18 protein-coding genes are annotated in these 16698 nt (G+C 62.1%); 13 read left to right on the forward strand and 5 right to left on the reverse strand.

The window, feature by feature from the left end; translation table 11 throughout:
* Positions 1-2: 2 nt before the first annotated feature.
* Positions 3-812 (reverse strand): shikimate dehydrogenase family protein, encoded by an 810-nt coding sequence (locus GEV39_RS10225; RefSeq protein ID WP_173888700.1) that lies wholly within the window; start codon positions 810-812, stop codon positions 3-5.
* A gap of 153 nt (positions 813-965) precedes the next feature.
* On the opposite strand from GEV39_RS10225, the gene GEV39_RS10230 reads away from it, so the two are divergent.
* Positions 966-1736 carry an IclR family transcriptional regulator domain-containing protein gene (locus GEV39_RS10230; protein ID WP_173888702.1) on the forward strand — a complete coding sequence of 257 codons (771 nt, stop codon included), beginning with the start codon at positions 966-968 and terminating at the stop codon, positions 1734-1736.
* 24 nt (positions 1737-1760) lie between these two features.
* On the opposite strand, the gene GEV39_RS10235 is transcribed toward GEV39_RS10230, so the two are convergent.
* Entirely contained in the window at positions 1761-3611 is a 1851-nt protein-coding gene (locus GEV39_RS10235; protein ID WP_173888704.1) for an ABC transporter ATP-binding protein, read from the reverse strand.
* Between the two features lie 387 nt (positions 3612-3998).
* Between GEV39_RS10235 and dapA the strand changes: the two genes are divergently transcribed.
* A complete protein-coding gene (dapA, locus tag GEV39_RS10240; RefSeq protein WP_173888706.1) occupies positions 3999-4865 on the forward strand; it encodes a 4-hydroxy-tetrahydrodipicolinate synthase in 867 nt (288 codons plus the stop codon).
* 128 nt (positions 4866-4993) lie between these two features.
* On the forward strand, positions 4994-5887 hold the full coding sequence (locus tag GEV39_RS10245) for a LysR substrate-binding domain-containing protein (protein ID WP_173888708.1): 894 nt from the start codon (positions 4994-4996) through the stop codon (positions 5885-5887).
* Between the two features lie 10 nt (positions 5888-5897).
* On the opposite strand, the gene GEV39_RS10250 is transcribed toward GEV39_RS10245, so the two are convergent.
* Positions 5898-6767 (reverse strand): DMT family transporter, encoded by an 870-nt coding sequence (locus tag GEV39_RS10250; RefSeq protein ID WP_173888710.1) that lies wholly within the window; start codon positions 6765-6767, stop codon positions 5898-5900.
* Between the two features lie 122 nt (positions 6768-6889).
* Here GEV39_RS10250 and GEV39_RS10255 point away from each other — a divergent pair, with 122 nt between their 5' ends.
* From GEV39_RS10255 to GEV39_RS10270, 4 genes are all read left to right on the forward strand, one after another.
* The gene (locus GEV39_RS10255) at positions 6890-8272 is read left to right on the forward strand and encodes an aminotransferase-like domain-containing protein (RefSeq protein ID WP_173888712.1); all 1383 of its coding nucleotides are present in this window, start codon (positions 6890-6892) and stop codon (positions 8270-8272) included.
* A 159-nt stretch (positions 8273-8431) separates the two neighbouring features.
* Entirely contained in the window at positions 8432-9643 is a 1212-nt protein-coding gene (gene chrA / locus GEV39_RS10260; protein WP_173888713.1) for a chromate efflux transporter, read from the forward strand.
* 124 nt (positions 9644-9767) lie between these two features.
* Positions 9768-10343 carry a TetR/AcrR family transcriptional regulator gene (locus GEV39_RS10265; protein ID WP_173888715.1) on the forward strand — a complete coding sequence of 192 codons (576 nt, stop codon included), beginning with the start codon at positions 9768-9770 and terminating at the stop codon, positions 10341-10343.
* 53 nt (positions 10344-10396) lie between these two features.
* Complete coding sequence (locus GEV39_RS10270) at positions 10397-10873, forward strand: nuclear transport factor 2 family protein (protein ID WP_110678303.1); 477 nt, start codon at positions 10397-10399, stop codon at positions 10871-10873.
* Between the two features lie 99 nt (positions 10874-10972).
* On the opposite strand, the gene cynR is transcribed toward GEV39_RS10270, so the two are convergent.
* A complete protein-coding gene (gene cynR, locus GEV39_RS10275) occupies positions 10973-11860 on the reverse strand; it encodes a transcriptional regulator CynR (RefSeq protein ID WP_173888717.1) in 888 nt (295 codons plus the stop codon).
* 110 nt (positions 11861-11970) lie between these two features.
* On the opposite strand from cynR, the gene GEV39_RS10280 reads away from it, so the two are divergent.
* From GEV39_RS10280 to GEV39_RS10290, 3 genes are all read left to right on the forward strand, one after another.
* On the forward strand, positions 11971-12630 hold the full coding sequence (locus GEV39_RS10280) for a carbonic anhydrase (protein ID WP_173888719.1): 660 nt from the start codon (positions 11971-11973) through the stop codon (positions 12628-12630).
* A gap of 35 nt (positions 12631-12665) precedes the next feature.
* Entirely contained in the window at positions 12666-13136 is a 471-nt protein-coding gene (gene cynS, locus GEV39_RS10285; protein WP_173888721.1) for a cyanase, read from the forward strand.
* Positions 13137-13246: 110 nt separating this feature from the next.
* Positions 13247-13504 carry a DUF2790 domain-containing protein gene (locus tag GEV39_RS10290; RefSeq protein WP_173888723.1) on the forward strand — a complete coding sequence of 86 codons (258 nt, stop codon included), beginning with the start codon at positions 13247-13249 and terminating at the stop codon, positions 13502-13504.
* A gap of 10 nt (positions 13505-13514) precedes the next feature.
* Here GEV39_RS10290 and pdxR read toward each other — a convergent pair whose 3' ends face one another.
* Positions 13515-14945, reverse strand: a complete 1431-nt coding sequence (gene pdxR, locus GEV39_RS10295) for a MocR-like pyridoxine biosynthesis transcription factor PdxR (RefSeq protein ID WP_173891680.1) — start codon at positions 14943-14945, stop codon at positions 13515-13517.
* A 94-nt stretch (positions 14946-15039) separates the two neighbouring features.
* Between pdxR and GEV39_RS10300 the strand changes: the two genes are divergently transcribed.
* From GEV39_RS10300 to GEV39_RS10310, 3 genes are read left to right on the forward strand one after another with little or no spacing between them, the layout of a single operon-like run.
* Positions 15040-15522, forward strand: a complete 483-nt coding sequence (locus GEV39_RS10300; RefSeq protein ID WP_173888725.1) for a GNAT family N-acetyltransferase — start codon at positions 15040-15042, stop codon at positions 15520-15522.
* Between the two features lie 31 nt (positions 15523-15553).
* The gene (locus GEV39_RS10305) at positions 15554-16228 is read left to right on the forward strand and encodes an FMN-dependent NADH-azoreductase (protein WP_173888727.1); all 675 of its coding nucleotides are present in this window, start codon (positions 15554-15556) and stop codon (positions 16226-16228) included.
* Positions 16225-16674: a carboxymuconolactone decarboxylase family protein gene (locus GEV39_RS10310; RefSeq protein ID WP_173888729.1), complete on the forward strand. Its 450-nt coding sequence runs from the start codon at positions 16225-16227 to the stop codon at positions 16672-16674. Before GEV39_RS10305 ends, GEV39_RS10310 begins: the two co-directional genes overlap by 4 nt.
* Positions 16675-16698: the final 24 nt, after the last annotated feature.

Genomic DNA, 16698 nt, shown 5'->3' on the forward strand with positions numbered 1-16698 from the left:
CTTCAGATCTCCAGCGGCGTCACGCCCATGAAGGCGCCCAGATGGCCGAGTTGGGCAAAGGCCATTTCCGGCCCTGTCTGGATCTTGCAGCCAACCTGCCGGGCGCGGTTGAGCAGCGGAGTCATCTCGGGCGCAGTGACCACGTCGGCTACCAGGGTTTCGGGCAGCAAGGTGGCCAGCACGGCGGCGGACAACGGCAACTCGGCACGGCTGCCCATGCCTACCGCAGAGGCATTGGCCAGCAGGTCGAAGCCTTCGAGCCCATTGAACGCGGTGTGGACCGTGAGCCCGGGGAAGGCAGTGCCAAGCAGGTCGCACAGTGCGCCCAGGCGCTCGCTGCTGGGGTCGCTGAGGGTAATACTGGCGATGCCGGCCTCGCCCAAGGCATAGGCGATGGCGCTGCCGACACCACCACAGCCCATCACCAGTGCACGCTTGCCCGCAGGCAGGAAGCCGTGCTTGCGCGCAGCGCCGAGGAAGCCGGCGCCGTCAACGTTGTCACCCAGCAAACGGCCGTCACGCTCGCGGCGCACCACATTGACCGAGCCCAGGGCCGCAGCGCGTTCGCTCAGGGCATCCAGGCGCTTGGCCAAGGCCTGCTTGTACGGCACGGTGACCACGCAACCGCGCAGGTTTTGCCAACCGCGCAGGGCACCGACAAAGCTGTCCAGCGCTGCCTCGTGCAAGTCGATGGGCAGCATGGCGACATCGCGGTGGTGGTTGGCGAACCAGGTGTTGAAGTTTTCCGGGGACTTCACCTGGGCGATGGGGGCACCGACGATGGCGACCAGTTCAGTGGAACCACGAATCATGCTGACCTCATTATTGGCGTTGTTGTGGCACCAAGGTTGAGGCAGTACAACGCAGACAACAATGCGCTTGGCGGTGAGTTGATGCGATAATCGCAACCATGCTCCGTTTATCGCATTGATCGGCCCGATTAGCTTCCCGCACTGAGGTAAGGCATGCCCACCCCCGTCATTCATCCCCGCGACCTTATCGCCGGCCTGCAAAAGGGCCTGGCGCTGATGCAGGTGTTCAGTGCCGAGCAGCCGCGCCTCAGTGTGCCGCAAGCCGCCCGCCTGTCAGGCCTCACCCCCAGCGCTGCACGGCGTTTTCTGCTGACCTTGGTGCATGAGGGCTTCGCCCAGACCGACAGCCGTGAGTACTGGCTTACACCCAAGGCCTTGCGCCTTGGGCAGGCCTATGTCGACTCGGCGCAATTGCCGCGCATGCTGCGGCCGATCATCGAGCAGGTGGCGCGGCAGACTCAGGAGCATGTGTCGGTGGGCACCCGCGATGGGGACGAAATCATTCACCTGGTGCGCAGCCGCTACAGCCATGTGACGTCGTTATCGATCCGGCCAGGTTCGCGGGTGCCGATGTATTGCACGGCCGGGGGGCGGGTGTGGCTGGCCTGGCTGGGGGAGGGCGCGCAGGCTGAATACTTTGCGCGCATTGCGCTGCAGGCCTTGACGCCATATACGCAGACTGACCCTGTGCTGCTGCAGGCCGAGTTGCAGCGGGTGAAGGCGCAAGGGTTTTGCATCGTCGACCAGGAATATGAAATCGGCATGCGCGTGCTGGGTGTGCCGTTGCTGGACCGCACCGGCCAGTTGCAGGCGACGCTGACCATTACCACCCATGCCTCACGCTTGAGCATGGATGAAATCCGCTTGCGCTATCTACCGGCATTGTACGAGGCCCAGGCATTGTTGCGGCCGGTGCTGGGTTGAGCCCAGCACCGCAGGCCGCCGGGTCTACAGAGCGTCGGCCATACCTTGGTCTTCGCCCAGGAAGCCGCCACTCTGGTGCTGCCACAGCCGGGCGTAAGTCCCTTGTTTGGCCAGCAGTTCGGCATGCGTGCCTTGCTCGATGATGCGCCCCTCGTCCATCACGATCAGCCGGTCCATGGCCGCGATCGTCGACAAGCGGTGGGCAATGGCGATGACCGTCTTGCCCTGCATCATTTCATCCAGGCTCTCCTGAATCGCCACTTCCACTTCCGAGTCCAGCGCACTGGTGGCTTCGTCCAGCAGCAGGATCGGTGCGTTCTTCAACATCACCCGGGCAATGGCAATGCGCTGGCGCTGACCCCCAGACAGCTTGATACCGCGCTCGCCCACCAGCGTGTCGTAACCACTGTTGCCCTGGCGGTCGCTGAGCTGGTCGATGAACCCGGCGGCCTGGGCATTGGCGGCGGCGGCACGAATCTGCGCGTCGGTCGCATCCGGGCGGCCATAGGCAATGTTGTCGCGAATCGAGCGGTGCAGCAGTGAGGTGTCCTGGGTGACCATGCCGATGGCACTGCGCAGGCTGTCTTGGGTGACCTTGGCAATGTTCTGCCCGTCGATGCGGATTTCACCTTGGTCCACGTCATAGAAGCGCAGCAACAGGTTGATCAAGGTGGACTTACCGGCACCCGAGCGCCCCACCAGGCCGACTTTCTCGCCGGGGCGTATGTGCAGGGTCAAGTCGTTGAGCACCTGGCGCTCGCCGTTGTAGTTGAAACTGACCTGGTCAAAACTGACTGCGCCACCTTTGCTCACCAGCGTGGTCGCATCCGCTGCATCCTGCACCTTGGGGCCGCGGGTCAGGGTGCCCATGCCGTCCTGTACAATACCGATGTTCTCGAACAGCGAAGTGATCTCCCACATGATCCAGTGCGACATGCCGTTGATCCGCAGGGCCATGGCGGTGATCGCGGCTACCGCACCGGCGCCGACCTGGCCCTGGTGCCACAGCCACAGTGCATAACCGCCAGCGCCCATGATCAAGGCCACGACCAGCGCCTGGTTGACGATTTCGAACAGGCTGACCAGGCGCATTTGGCGAAAGCCGGTCTGCTTGAAATCCTCCATGGCGGCACGCGCGAAATGCGCTTCACGGTTTGAGTGGGAGAACAGTTTCACCGTGGTGATGTTGGTATAGGCGTCGGAAACCCGCCCAGTCATCGACGAGCGGGCATTGGCCTGTTCCTGCCCGACCTTGCCCAGGCGGGGGACGAAATACAGCATGGCCAGGCCGAACAACAGCACCCAGGCAATGAAGGGCAGCATCAGTTTCAGGGCAAAACCACCGGCCAGGGCGATGATCGCGATGAAGTACACGCCGATCCCGGGCAGGATCTCGATAAGGGTGAACAACACGTCGCGTACTGCCAGTGCTGTCTGCATCACCTTGGTGGTGACCCGGCCAGAAAATTCGTCGGAGAAGAACGACAAGCTCTGGCGCAGCATCAGCCGATGGAAGTCCCAGCGCAACCGTAGCGGCAAATTGATTGCCAGCACCTGGTGTTGCACCATGGTGCGCAAGGCCACCAGCCCGACGCTGACCACCAGCACGATACCGATGCCCCACAGCACGCGGCTTTCCTCGGGGCTGACCGTGCTGCCCGCCTGCCAGGCGGCCAGCAGGTCCACTACCTGGCCAAGGAAGGCGAACAGCCAGGCCTCATAGACCGATACCCCGGCACTGAGCAATGCCAGCACCAGGATGTAACCACGGGCGCCGCGCGTACAGGCCCACATGAAGCGCAACAGCCCCATGGGCGGCGGTGGCACCTCGTCGGGCGGGAAGGGGTCGAGCCTGCGCTCAAAAATACGAAGCATGCTTGTCTCCGGGCATCTGATTTTGCGTAACCGGTAACCATACAGCACTGGGCGCAATGCGCCTGCCAATAGACACCTGCGGCGCACATTCGATCAAACCGGCAGGCTTGACAGGTATCTGCTTCCCCTACCATTATCCAGCCATCTCCACGCAACGGGCTTGCCAGTATGTCCATGACCAACCACGCCATCTTCGCTTCGGGCTTCGCCCAGGCTGGTGCGTGCGTTGCCGTTGCCAAGAAATCCAAGAAACAGCCGCTCATCTGACCGAGGCGCGCTGTCTCGTCAGGTGGGCTGACGAGACAGAAGGCTCCAGGCAACCCCGCCCGACTTCCTCCACTCTTCGCCTGCTGACGCTGACTTTCGGTCAACATCAGGAGTTTTTGCATGTCGAATTTCCGTGGTATCTGGATCGCCCTCGTCACGCCCATGCGCGCGAATGAAATCGACTTCGCCGGGCTGGAAAAGCTGGTGAAGCATTTGCTCGAAGAGGGCGTGGCCGGTTTTGTGGTGTGCGGTACTACGGGCGAGGCTGCGGCGCTGTCCAAGGCCGAGCAACTGGCGGTGCTGGATGCCGTGCTGGGCTGGGTGGAGCCGGGGAGGGTGGTGATGGGGTTGTCGGGTTACAACCTGGATGAACTGCTGGCCTTCCAGGCGCAGGTCCAGCAGCGGCCGCTGGGCGGACTGCTGGTTCCCGCACCGTGCTATATCCGCCCTTCGCAAGCGGGTATCGAAGCCTTCTTCCGCAGCGTCGCCGATGCGGCCCGCGTGCCGGTGATCGTCTACGACATACCTTACCGTACCGGCGTACGCATCGAGCAGGAAACCCTGCTGCGTATCGTGCGCCACCCGCGCATTGCTGCGGTCAAGGACTGCAGTGGCGACCTGCAAACCACCCTGGCGCTGATCCAGGACGGCAACGCCCAGGTGCTGGCCGGTGAAGACCTGCAGATCTTCAACAACCTGTGCCTGGGGGGCGCGGGGGCCATTTCGGCTTCGGCGCATGTGCGGGCGGACCTTTACGTGCGCATGCTGCGCCAGGTGGACGCAGGTGACTGGGCGGCGGCACGCGGTACTTTCTACCAACTGCTGCCATGGCTGAAAATGGCCTTTGCCGAGCCCAACCCCGCTGTGGTCAAGGCGGCATTGATGCTGCAGTGCCTGATTGGCGATGAGTTGCGCGCCCCTATGCAGGCGTGCACGGCGGCGACCCGGGGTAAGCTGCAAGAGGTGCTGGCCGCACTCGGCGCTTGAGCCAAGGTATCTTCACGGGGGCACGGGGAGTAGCATCAGCCCCATGCGCCTTCACCGCGTCCAGGTTTCCACCGGGTGCCAGTGTAAGAAGGCATCCGCCCCCTTGATTCGGTAGCCATGCCACAGCCATGCCAGACGGTTTCCCAGCGTTGCCCTCGCTTAACGCGCTACGTGTTTTTGAAGTGGTCGCCCGCCACCTGAACTTCCGGCTGGCGGCCGAGGAGCTGGGCGTGACCCAGGCAGCTGTCGCACAACAGGTACGCGGGCTGGAAGCGAGCCTTGGCCTGCGCCTGTTCGAGCGCCTGCCCCGCGGCCTGGCGCTGACCGATGCGGGCCTTGGCTACAGTGCCAGCATCCGCAACGCCCTGGCCATGATCGATGAGGCGACGCGCCTGCTCCGGCCACAGGCTGCCCACCTGACGGTCAGCGTGACCCCGACCTTTGCCTCGAAATGGCTGATACCCCGGCTCGGCGCGTTTGCCGAGCGCCACCCAGACATCGATTTGCGGGTGTTGGCGACCGATCGGTTGTCGCACTTCGGCACTGACAGCGTGGATGTTGCCGTGCGCTATGGCAACCCGGACGTCGGCGCGGGGCTGAACTGTGAGCGGTTGATGGAGCAGCGGATTGTCGCTGTAGCCAGCCCGGCCCTGTTCGAGGGAGGCCACGCGCCCACTAGCTTCGCGCAATTGCAAGCGTTCGTCATGCTGCACGACGCCCACGATTTCTGGCCCAGGTTCCTGGCCGAGTTGTTCCCCCAGCACGGTCAACCCAGCGCCCGGAATCTGCGCTTCAACCAGACCTCGCTGGCTATCGACGCCGCCATCAGCGGGCAGGGCATTGCCTTGGCCAGCCTGGCCTTTGTCAACGAGGACATCGCCGCTGGCAGGCTGAGCCAGGTGTTCGACCATGCGTTGCGGCTCGACAAGTCGTTCTACCTGGTATGGCCACGCAAGCTGCAGCAACCCAAAGCGCTTGGTACCGTGCTGCAATGGCTCAAGGACCAGGCCGGCCCTCGCTGAGCCGGTTCGGCTAGTGGGCGTATTTCCTTGCCCCGGCCACACACATCACCGCCCCCAGCGTGACCACCAGCATCATCCAGCTGACGTGTTCATGCAGCAACACGGCTGCCAGGCCAAGCCCCATGAAGGGCTGCAACAATTGCAGTTGGCCCACGGCCGCAATGCCACCCTGCACCAGGCCCCGGTACCAGAACACGAAGCCGATCAGCATGCTGAACAGGGACACGTAGCCGAAGCTGAACCATGCAGGGGCGCCTGCCCTGGCCAACACATCCGCGGTTGGCAGGTTGGTGATGGTCAGCAGCAGCATCAGCGGCAGCGCCACGATCAAGGCCCAGCTGATCACCTGCCAGCCCCCCAGCCTTCTTGAGAGGCGCGCGCCCTCGGCATAACCCAACCCGCAAACCAGCACCGCCGCCAACATCAGCAGGTCACCGCTTGCCGACGCTTCGGCGCCATTGAGCAATGCGTAGCCTGCGACCAACCCGGCACCTGCAAACGAGAACAGCCAGAACAACGGCCGCGGCCGCTCCCCGCCACGCAGTACCGCAAACCCGGCGGTGCACAGGGGTAAAAGCCCCACGAACACGATGGAATGGGCAGAACTGATGTGCTGCAGGGCCAATGCCGTCAGTAGCGGAAACCCGATCACCACGCCCAGTGCAGTCACGGCCAACGGCAGCAAGTCAGCGCGTTGCGGGCGAGGCTGCCGCAGCAAGATCAGTACGAGGGCACCCAGCAGGCCGGCGATGGACGCTCTGGCACAGGTCAGGAAAGTGGGCTCGAAAGCCGCCACAGCCACCCGTGTAGCCGGTAACGAGCCGGCAAAGATGGCGACGCCGATAAACCCGTTGATCCACCCGCTTGTTGCTTTTTCCATGGCCATACCCTTTGTTCATTCAGGCCCCAGTACAGCACCGACAGCACGAGGAAGGCCATGTACAATCCAGTACAGTTGAGCCGAACTGTTATGCCTATGAAACCAGTACAGTCGAGGGTGGGATGAGCCGGAACGGAACGCGGATTGATGCGGTGATGGGCGAAATCAAATCGCGGATAGCCTCGCGAACCTATACCCCTGGTGCCAGAATCCCTTCGGTGCGGGCCATGGCGCGGGCCCTGCAGGTGTCGGTGTCTACCGTGCTGGAAGCCTATGAACGATTGATGGCCGAGGGGCTGCTCAATTCTCGCCCGGGCTCTGGCTTTTACGTCGCCGGGCCGGTCGCGCCATTGGTGCTGACCGAACTGGCGCCCAGGCTCGACCGTGAAGTGGACCCGCTGTGGATCTCGCGCCAGTCCTTGGAAACTGCCAGCGACGCGATGAAACCTGGGTGTGGCTGGCTGCCTGCCGCCTGGATGTACGAGGCGGGCATGCGCAAGGCGTTGCGCACCCTGGCGCGTTCCGACACCGTGAAGCTCACCGACTACGCCTCACCGCTGGGGCATCCGCCGCTCAGGCAGTTCTTGTCGCGGCGTTTGGCGGGGACCGGGATCGAAGCCCCGGCAGACCACATCATGCTCACCGAGTCCGGCACCCACGCCATTGACTTGATTTGCCGCTTTCTGCTGCAGCCGGGTGACACGGTGCTGGTCGACGACCCGTGCTATTTCAATTTCCACGCCCTGCTCAAGGCGCACAGGGTGAACATCGTCAGTGTGCCTTACACGGCGGCAGGCCCGGACATCGAGGCGTTTGGTGCTGCCTTGCGTGAGCATGCGCCACGGCTGTACATCACCAATGCCGGCATTCACAACCCGACCGGCGCCAGCCTGTCGCCGGTCACGGCACACCGGTTGCTGAAGTTGGCCGACAGCTCGAGCCTGGTGATCGTGGAGGACGAGATTTTCGCGGATTTCGAGGCCACGCCGGCACCTCGCCTGGCGGCCTTCGACGGGCTTTCGCGGGTCATCCAGATCGGTAGCTTTTCCAAGACCATCTCCGCCTCCATTCGCTGCGGCTACATCGCTGCGCGTGGTGAATGGATCGAGAGCCTGGTCGATCTGAAGATTGCCACCACCTTCGGCGGTGGCCGCCTTGGTGCAGACATCATTTACCAGGCCATTACCGACAGTGGCTACCGCAAACACATGGAGGGTGTGCGCCAGCGCCTGGCCGAGGCAATGACCACAACGGTCGCCAGGCTGCGCGCCCTGGGCATAGAGCCTTGGATAACGCCCCAGGCAGGCATGTACGTGTGGTGCCAGTTGCCCCACGGTAAAGATGCCGCCACGCTGGCCAAGGCCTGCTTGAGTGAAGGCGTGGTGCTGGCCCCTGGCAATGCATTCAGCCAGGCTGGGGCTGCCGGTGATTTCCTGCGTTTCAACGTGGCCCAATGTGCAGATGACAGAATCTGGGAAGTGTTGGCGCAGGCGTTGAGCGGTTGAGAGGTCTAGTGCCCGGCGCCATCCCCGTTGCCCGGCAGGGCGGTGACCCGTAAGGTTCAGTGGCATCTGCTTCAGCAGGTGGCAATGCCAGGTTCATGCTGTGGCGTTCGGATTTTGGATTATCGTTTGGCGCAATCACCAGTCATGGATCAAACGAATATGAGCGATACCCCCCAGGCCAACCGTAGTTACTGGGCAGTTTTCTTGATTTTTTTGCGATTGGGCCTGACTTCGTTTGGCGGCCCCGTCGCACACTTGGCTTATTTCCGGGATGAATTCGTTGTGCGTCGACAGTGGCTAAGCGCGCGCAGTTATGCGGATTTGGTCGCCCTTTGCCAGTTTCTGCCCGGGCCTGCAAGCAGTCAGGTCGGCATCGCGCTTGGGCTGAGCCGCTTGGGCTATGGCGGTGCACTGGTTGCCTGGCTGGGCTTCACCCTACCGTCGGCGATTGCCTTGATCCTCTTCGCTCAAGGCCTGGCCTGCTATGGCGATGCGGTGCCCACTGGCGTGTTGCACGGTTTGAAGGTGGTGGCGGTGGCGGTAGTCGCACAGGCGGTATGGGGTATGGCGCGTAATGCGTGCACCGATACACCGCGCATGGCCATCATGGCGGCAGCGACCTGTTTCGTGCTGCTGCTGCCTTCGGCCTTAGGGCAAGTGGGCGTCATTGGCGTTGCCGCACTCATCGGTCTATTGCTGTTCAAGCCCCAGCCGGGGGCATGCCATGATTCACTGCCCATCAGCATTCGCCGTCGCGCAGGCTTATGTTGGCTGGCCTTGTTCTTGACCTTGCTGCTGGGGCTGCCGCTGCTGGCAACGTTATTCCCCGGCCAGATGCTGTCGATGCTGGACGCGTTCTACCGTTCCGGCTCGCTGGTCTTCGGTGGTGGGCATGTGGTGCTGCCGCTATTGGAGGCGCAAGTCGTGCCATCTGGGTGGGTCGACAAAGACGCATTCCTGGCTGGCTATGGCGCGGCTCAAGCCGTCCCAGGGCCGCTTTTCACCTTCGCAGCCTACCTCGGCGCCTCGATGAACCAGGCGCCCAGCGGCTGGCTGGGGGGCCTGATCTGCCTGGTGGCGATTTTCGCGCCTGCGTTTCTGCTGGTTGTGGGTGTTTTGCCGTTCTGGCAGCGGCTGCTGCGCAACAGCCGCACCCACGCGGCACTGCTGGGCATCAATGCGGCAGTGGTGGGGTTATTGCTTGCCGCCTTGTATCAGCCCGTATGGACGAGTGCGATTCGCGCCCCACATGACGTTGGCCTGGCCCTTGTGGCGCTGGTTGCCTTGATGTTCTGGAAATTGCCGCCGTGGCTGGTTGTACTCTGCAGCGGCGGCCTGGGCTGGCTGTTGGATATCGCCCTTACAGGCTAATTACTGATGTCTGCAATCGCGGGGTGGATTGCCCGGAGCGTTGCGTCACTGCCCCCGCAGCCCTGAAAACATAAATCACCAAAAGGTGCTTGACCGGAGAGAACGATCGTTCTACATTCGCCCCATGAGCAGACCAACGATAGATCACAGAGACCAGATCCTGGCCACCGCCGAGAAACTCATCTACGAAAACGGGATTCATGCCACGGGTATGGATTTACTGGTGAAAACTTCAGGCGTGTCGAGAAAGGGCATCTACAACCACTTCGCTACCAAAGATGATATTGCCGCTGCGGCCTTGGGGGCCCGCGACGTACGCTGGATGCAGTGGTTCAGGACTGAATGCGATAAAGCAGCCACGCCATACGCTCGCATACTGAACATGTTCACTGTGTTGAAAGGCTGGTTCGAGTCGGAGGGTTTTCGCGGTTGTGCATTCATCAACACGGCAGGCGAGGTCGGCGACCCTGAAGATCCCATTCGCCAGATCGCCAAGTTGCACAAGCAGAAACTCTTGGACTACACGCTTGAACTGGCTGAGCAATTGAATGTTCGGCAACCGCCGGTCTTGGCCCGGCAGTTGTTTGTCCTGATCGAAGGCGCTATCACCACGGCGCGTGTCATGGGGGATTATCACGCTGCTGATGATGCCAAGGAAGTTGCGCAACTTTTGCTGAAAGAGTTTGCGCCTGACGTTTGAATGCCTGAAGTTGTAATCACACTTTGCTGCCCAACTCGACTGGAGTCATTACCATGTCCAATGCCCAAACTCGCCCGCCACTTCCACCTTTTACACGTGAAACAGCCATCGAGAAAGTTCGACTTGCTGAAGATGGCTGGAACAGCCGCGACGCGGAAAAAGTCTCGCACGCCTATACGCTGGATACCCAATGGCGTAACCGCGTTGAGTTCGCCACCAACCGCGAAGAAGCGAAAGGTTTCCTGACCCGCAAGTGGAAAAAAGAGCTGGATTATCGCCTGATCAAAGAGCTCTGGGCGTTTACTGATAACCGTATCGCCGTGCGTTACGCCTACGAGTGGCATGACGATTCCGGTAACTGGTTCCGCTCCTACGGTAATGAGAACTGGGAATTCGAAGCGGATGGCCTGATGCACCGTCGCTTCGCCTGCGTTAACGATATGCCTATCAAGGAAAGCGAGCGCAAGTTCCACTGGCCGTTGGGCCGCCGTCCGGATGACCACCCTGGGCTGAGCGAGCTCGGGCTGTAAGTGATCTTCCACCTGATCCTTCCACTTGAAGGGTCAGGTTTTTGTTCAAGTTTTTCCTTCCTGCCATACCGGGCTGCGCGCAGGCGATCAGGCCCGACCTCAGTCATCCAGATTGCGTGACACCTCCCTGGCCAATTCAATGAAAGCGCGCACCGCCGCGCTCAGAAACGCGTCCCTGCGCCGCATCAGGACTGCTCGCCGCTGCAAGCGCTCCGGCTCCAGCGTGATGGCCACCAGGTCGTCGTGGGCTAAAGCTATTCTGGCAGGCAACAACGTCGACAGGTTGGTCCGGCGAACGATCTCGATCACTGCACCCAAAGCATTGGCTTCCATCTGGACCTTAGGGCGAATGCCATAGGTGCGGCAGTAGCGGTCGATTTGCTCGCGCGTGGCGAACGCTGTGCTGAGCAGTACCAACGACTCGGCGCTCAGGCCTTGCGAGGTGATGGAGCGTCGCCCGGCCAAGGGGTGCTTGCTGTTCATGACCAGCGCGAGCGTTTCGTTCAGCAAGGGGATGGCCTGGATATCCGGTGCATGGATTTCATCGAATGCGATCCCGACATCCAGCTCCCCCGCCAACAGCAGTTCCTCGATACGCTCCTGAGAGACCTCTTTGAGGGTGACGAAGATCTTGGGGTGCTTGCAGTGAAATGCTTCGATCAGCGGCCCGACCAGATAAGTGGTGAACGTCGGCGTTACGGCAACACGCAATGAGCCGCGGCTCAGGTCGCTGACATCATGTATCGCCCTCTTGGCCTCCTGCAGCTCCTGATAAGCACGGCGTGCATAAAGAAGATAGACATCCCCCGCATCCGTCAAACGCGTCGTGCGGCCGGACCGGTCAAACAACTGGGCTCCCAGGCTTTCCTCCAGTTGCCTGACTTGCTGGGAAAGGGCCGGCTGGGAGACATGCAGGGCCGCCGCAGCCTTGGTGAAACTGAGGTGTTCGGCAACGGCCAGGAAGTACTGAATATGGCGAGCGAGCATGCCTGGATCCATAAGGTAATCTGATCCACTGCATAATAAATGAGACTTTTACCTTATGCCATGCGCTGCTTAATCTTTGTCTCACACACAGCGACATTGAGACAGCAGCCATGAAAGCGATCATCGACGGTTTTCTGAAGTTTCAAAAGAACGCATTTCCTGAGCGGGTGAACCTGTTCAAGCACCTTGCCAACCAGCAAGCGCCAAAGGCGCTCTTCATTTCCTGCTCTGATAGCCGACTGGTGCCTGAGCTGGTCACCCAACGCGAGCCGGGCGATCTGTTTGTCATCCGTAACGCCGGCAACATCGTGCCGTCGTATGGGCCTGAGCCAGGTGGCGTTTCGGCCTCGGTCGAATACGCGGTGGCCGGGCTTGGCGTCGCAGACATCGTGATCTGCGGCCACTCCGACTGCGGCGCGATGACCGCCATCGCCACCTGCAAATGCCTCGATCACATGCCCGCCGTCGCCGGCTGGTTGCGCTACGCCGACTCGGCCAAGGTGGTTAACGAGGCCCGTCCTCACGCAGACGGGCCCAGCAAAGTCGCTTCCATGGTGCGCGAGAACGTTATCGCGCAGTTGGCCAATATCCAGACCCACCCATCCGTTCGCCTGGCGCTGGAAGAGGGCCGTGTCACCTTGCACGGCTGGGTCTATGACATCGAGACCGGGCGCATCGACGCCTTTGATGGCAATACCGGCACGTTCGTGTCGCTCGCGCAAAACCCTGAAGTCCACGCCATTTCCCACCACGGCAGGCATGTTGCCTGAACCACCAGCACCTTTACCTACCCAGGAGATTCACCATGATCCAGACTCAAGCCACCCGTACCGCTCGCCAGGAACTGACCGAGCTCATCATCCAGGCCAAGGCCCGCAAGGACCTGTCCTTCGCGCAGATCGTGGACGGTACCGGTCTGTCCGAAGCCTTTGTCACTGCTGCGCTGCTTGGCCAGCATCCGCTGCCTGAAAGCGCCGCCAAGGTCGTAGGCGAGAAGCTCGACCTTGATGCTGAACAGGTCGCACTGCTGCAATCGATGCCGATCCGCGGCAGCTTTTTCGACGGCGTGCCGAGCGACCCTACCATCTACCGCTTCTACGAAATGATGTCGGTGTATGGCACCACCCTCAAAGCGCTGGTGCACGAGAAGTTCGGCGACGGCATCATCAGCGCCATCAACTTCAAGCTGGACATCAAGAAGGTTGAAGATCCGGACGGTGGCCACCGAGCGGTAATCACCCTGGACGGCAAGTACCTGCCTACCAAGCCCTTCTGAACCAGCTTAGCCCGGGGCATCCCTGCGCCGGGTCAACCCCCGACATTCATGACAACTGAGCGTCGACTGGGCGCTCAGGCCTTGTTGCGCCTTCAGTACAGGTGATTACCATGAAACTTTTACACGTTCTGTTCCTGAGCAGCCTGGGCGCTGCTGCCATGGCCGATGACCAAGGCATTCGAACTGTACCGGCAACGGTCGAACCCTATCGCTACGCTCAGCACCTGGATATCGCGCACGTTGTGGCTGTTACGCCGGTGCCCAACGTGTGTGAGGTTGTGCCGATGCAGCTGACTTACGACGACTCCAATGGCCAGCGGCATATCATGGAGTACCGCATCATGGGCAATGGCTGTTCAAACAACTGACCCACAGCATCTAACCGAGGATCTCGCTGATCAATGCGCCGAGTTGCTCGCCCTGGGCAGCGCTGGCGCAATTGGTGAAGCTCAGCAGCAGCCCTGAACGGCGGGGAAGCGCCAGATGCCAGCGCGACAGGGCCTGTACCGCGATCCCCTTGGCCAGCAATTGCTCCGCCAGGAACGTGTCGCTTACCCTCTGCGGCAGGCGCAGCAGCAAATGCATGCCGCCTGGGGACCGCTCGACATGCCAACCTTTGGGCAAGCTCCGCTCCAGTGCGCCGAGGGTCAAGGCCCGGCGTTCGTTGTAGAGCCGGCGCATGCGTTGGATATGACGGGTGAAATGGCCCTCGGCAATGAACTGCGCCACCATGGCCTGGGTCATCGAGGGTGAACCGCCGGAAAACAGTGCGTGGGTGACCCGCTCGAACGCTGCAACCTGAGCCAGTGGCACCACCAGGTAGGCCAGGCGGATACCGGGGAACAGCATTTTGCTGAAGGTGCCCGCATACAGCACCCGCCCATTGCGATCCAGGCTGGCAAGCGGCGGGAGCGGGCGGCTGACATAGCGGTACTCGCTGTCGTAGTCGTCCTCCACGATCCAGGCCCCGGTGCTGGCGGCCCAGTCCAGCAGTAGTTGCCGTCGCGGCAGCGACAAGGCCATGGACAGGGGGCTCTGATGGCCCGGTGTGACCATGGCGACCTGCGCCGCGCTGGCGTTGGCGATAGCCTGTTCGACGTTCATGCCCTCGGCATCCACTGCCACCCCCTCCAGTTCAAGCCCGAATTGGCGCAGTACCTGGCGCGTGACGGGATAACCCGGGTCTTCAACCCAGGCGCGCTCGCCGTTGCGCAACAACGTCTGCGCCACCAGCGACAGGCTGCTGCGCCAACCGCTGGTGATGAACACCTGCTGGGCCGTGCAAGCGATGCCCCGCGACATCTGCAGGTACGAGGCAATCGCGCTGCGCAGTGCTGGCAGCCCGAGGGGCGGCGGGTAGTCCAGGTCACCCGGCTGCATCCCGCGCAGGTAGCGAGCACCCAGGCGCGCCCAGATCTTGCGCGGGAAGGCATCCATCGCCGGCAAGCCCAGTTGAAATGGCAAAAGCTGTGGCGGGCGCCGCAGGGCGTCCGGGTCCTCGGGACCATCACTGGCCGGGGGCTGCGCTGTCGCCGCGGCTGCGGGCGGGCGCAGCTCAGGGTTGACCACGGTGCCTTTCTGCTTCAGGGCCAGCAGGTAGCCCTCACTGGTGAGCAACGAATAGGCAAGCTCGACGGTGCCACGTGCCACCCCCAGCTCCTTGGCCATGGCCCGCGCAGATGGCAAGCGGTCACCCGGCGCCAAGGTGCCTGCTGCTATCGCGGCGAGCACACGGTTGTAGAGTTGCCGGTAGAGCGGCGCGGCGGAGCGCTCATCGAGCTGTGCGAAGGATCGGGAAGAAAACGTCATCATGGCCTAGTTCATATACCCTTTCTTGGCTCATTCAAATGGGTTGAACGTTGTTCATCATAGCCCCGTCACTCATCGAATGAGCTTTGCCACCATGACGTTCACCCCGACCCCTTCAGTACTGCGCGAGCCTGACCTGGCTGATTCGGGCCTGCGCCATCTGGACGGCGAGAATGACCTGCATCTCGCGTTCCCGGTCATGCAGCAACTGCGCCCGCATCTGGCTGGCGAGGCCGACTTCATCGGCCGCGTCCAGCGTATGCGCGCTGAAGGCTATCGGCTGCTCGGGGGCTTCGGCTCAGGCCAGCTTGTGGCGCTGGCAGGTTACCGCCTTCAGGAAAACCTGGTCTACGGGCGGTTCCTGTATGTGGACGACCTGGTCACCGCCGAAACGCAGCGTGGCCAGCAGTGGGGCGCACGATTGCTGGCTGCCTTGCAGCGGTTGGCCCAGGCCACGGGGTGTGCGCGCCTGGTGCTCGATACCGGGTTGGCCAACACCCGCGCGCAACACTTCTATTCCCGTGAAGGCCTGCACAACAGCGCCACGCGCTTCCAAAAACAGTTCGCTGCGCCTTGAGCGGCAGCACGTCTCTCATCGAGGTAACTTCATGACGTCGTCAGAGCAGCCCAGGGCGCCTTTGCGCATTCTTCGCCTGATCGCCAGCCCGAACGGTCAGGCATCAGAAAGCTTCAAACTGTCCCAGCACATTTTGCTCGGCTTGGCCGTGCAGGCTGGCAGGCGCGGTATCCAGGTTACCGATTTCGACCTCAATGACCTGGCGCCCGTCGACGCCGGGTATGCCCAGGCCCTGGCCAACCCGGGAGGGCCTCAAGCCGTAGCGCAAGACGGCACATTGCACCGTTCCGACGAACTGATTGGCCAGTTGCAGGCCTGCGACCTGCTGCTGATTGCCACACCAATGCATAACTACAGTGTGCCAGCACCGCTCAAGGCCTGGATCGATCACGTGGTACGGGTCGGCATCACGTTCCTGAGCACCGCGGCAGGGAAGGTGGGCGCGGTGGTGGATCGGCCAGTGTATGTGGCTGTAGCCTCCGGGGGCTACATCAGCGGGCCGAATGCCCGCCAACCCGACTTTCTCCGGCCATACCTGTCCGCCGTGCTTGCCACGATTGGCCTCAAGCAGGTGAATTACTTCACCCTCGAGGGCACCGCCAGAGGGGCGGAGTTTCTGCAAGCGGCCAGGGCAACTGCACAGGCTGAAGTGCAGGCGTTCTTCGCCGCTTCTTCCAAGCCGCTACCGCAGGGGCAACACGCATGAGTCGCCTGAACTGGTTTACCGCATCGCCTGGGGCCGCCAAGGCCCTCACCGGGCTCCATCAATTCGTGACAACGCAGACCGATCTACCGGCGCCCTTGATTCATCTGGTTTTTCTGCGGGTGTCTCAACTCAACGGCTGTGCGCACTGCATTGATCTGCATTCGCGTGATCTGCTCAAGACGGGCATGTCGGTGGATAAACTGCTGTTGGTGCCGGTCTGGCATGAAGCGCACTACCTGTTCTCGGCGCAGGAGCGCTCGGCCCTGGCCTGGGCAGAGGAAGTGACCCGGGTCGGTGAGACGCACGTATCGGACGAGGCCTACGCGGCCGCGTCGGCCGCGTTCACAGAAAAAGACCTGGTCGAGCTCACCGCGGCCATTGCCGCGATGAACGCTTTCAACCGCATGGGTGTCAGCTTCCGCTTGCGGCCGGCCGCGAAAGCATGAGCGTTGGTGGCAGGGGCGTGGAAC

Origin of the sequence: Pseudomonas sp. NY5710 (assembly GCF_013305665.1) — a bacterium.
GTDB lineage: Bacteria > Pseudomonadota > Gammaproteobacteria > Pseudomonadales > Pseudomonadaceae > Aquipseudomonas > Aquipseudomonas juntendi.

Bases quoted from the DNA above. Each gene is read 5' to 3' on its own strand.
- GEV39_RS10305 (WP_173888727.1), top strand. From the start codon at position 15,554: ATGACGTCGTCAGAGCAGCCCAGGGCGCCTTTGCGCATTCTTCGCCTG.
- pdxR (WP_173891680.1), bottom strand. From the start codon at position 14,945: ATGACGTTTTCTTCCCGATCCTTCGCACAGCTCGATGAGCGCTCCGCC.
- GEV39_RS10310 (WP_173888729.1), top strand. From the start codon at position 16,225: ATGAGTCGCCTGAACTGGTTTACCGCATCGCCTGGGGCCGCCAAGGCC.
- GEV39_RS10300 (WP_173888725.1), top strand. From the start codon at position 15,040: ATGACGTTCACCCCGACCCCTTCAGTACTGCGCGAGCCTGACCTGGCT.
- GEV39_RS10230 (WP_173888702.1), top strand. From the start codon at position 966: ATGCCCACCCCCGTCATTCATCCCCGCGACCTTATCGCCGGCCTGCAA.
- GEV39_RS10250 (WP_173888710.1), bottom strand. From the start codon at position 6,767: ATGGAAAAAGCAACAAGCGGGTGGATCAACGGGTTTATCGGCGTCGCC.
- GEV39_RS10290 (WP_173888723.1), top strand. From the start codon at position 13,247: ATGAAACTTTTACACGTTCTGTTCCTGAGCAGCCTGGGCGCTGCTGCC.
- dapA (WP_173888706.1), top strand. From the start codon at position 3,999: ATGTCGAATTTCCGTGGTATCTGGATCGCCCTCGTCACGCCCATGCGC.
- GEV39_RS10225 (WP_173888700.1), bottom strand. From the start codon at position 812: ATGATTCGTGGTTCCACTGAACTGGTCGCCATCGTCGGTGCCCCCATC.
- GEV39_RS10280 (WP_173888719.1), top strand. From the start codon at position 11,971: ATGAAAGCGATCATCGACGGTTTTCTGAAGTTTCAAAAGAACGCATTT.
- chrA (WP_173888713.1), top strand. From the start codon at position 8,432: ATGAGCGATACCCCCCAGGCCAACCGTAGTTACTGGGCAGTTTTCTTG.
- GEV39_RS10270 (WP_110678303.1), top strand. From the start codon at position 10,397: ATGTCCAATGCCCAAACTCGCCCGCCACTTCCACCTTTTACACGTGAA.
- cynR (WP_173888717.1), bottom strand. From the start codon at position 11,860: ATGCTCGCTCGCCATATTCAGTACTTCCTGGCCGTTGCCGAACACCTC.
- cynS (WP_173888721.1), top strand. From the start codon at position 12,666: ATGATCCAGACTCAAGCCACCCGTACCGCTCGCCAGGAACTGACCGAG.
- GEV39_RS10245 (WP_173888708.1), top strand. From the start codon at position 4,994: ATGCCAGACGGTTTCCCAGCGTTGCCCTCGCTTAACGCGCTACGTGTT.
- GEV39_RS10265 (WP_173888715.1), top strand. From the start codon at position 9,768: ATGAGCAGACCAACGATAGATCACAGAGACCAGATCCTGGCCACCGCC.
- GEV39_RS10235 (WP_173888704.1), bottom strand. From the start codon at position 3,611: ATGCTTCGTATTTTTGAGCGCAGGCTCGACCCCTTCCCGCCCGACGAG.
- GEV39_RS10255 (WP_173888712.1), top strand. From the start codon at position 6,890: ATGAGCCGGAACGGAACGCGGATTGATGCGGTGATGGGCGAAATCAAA.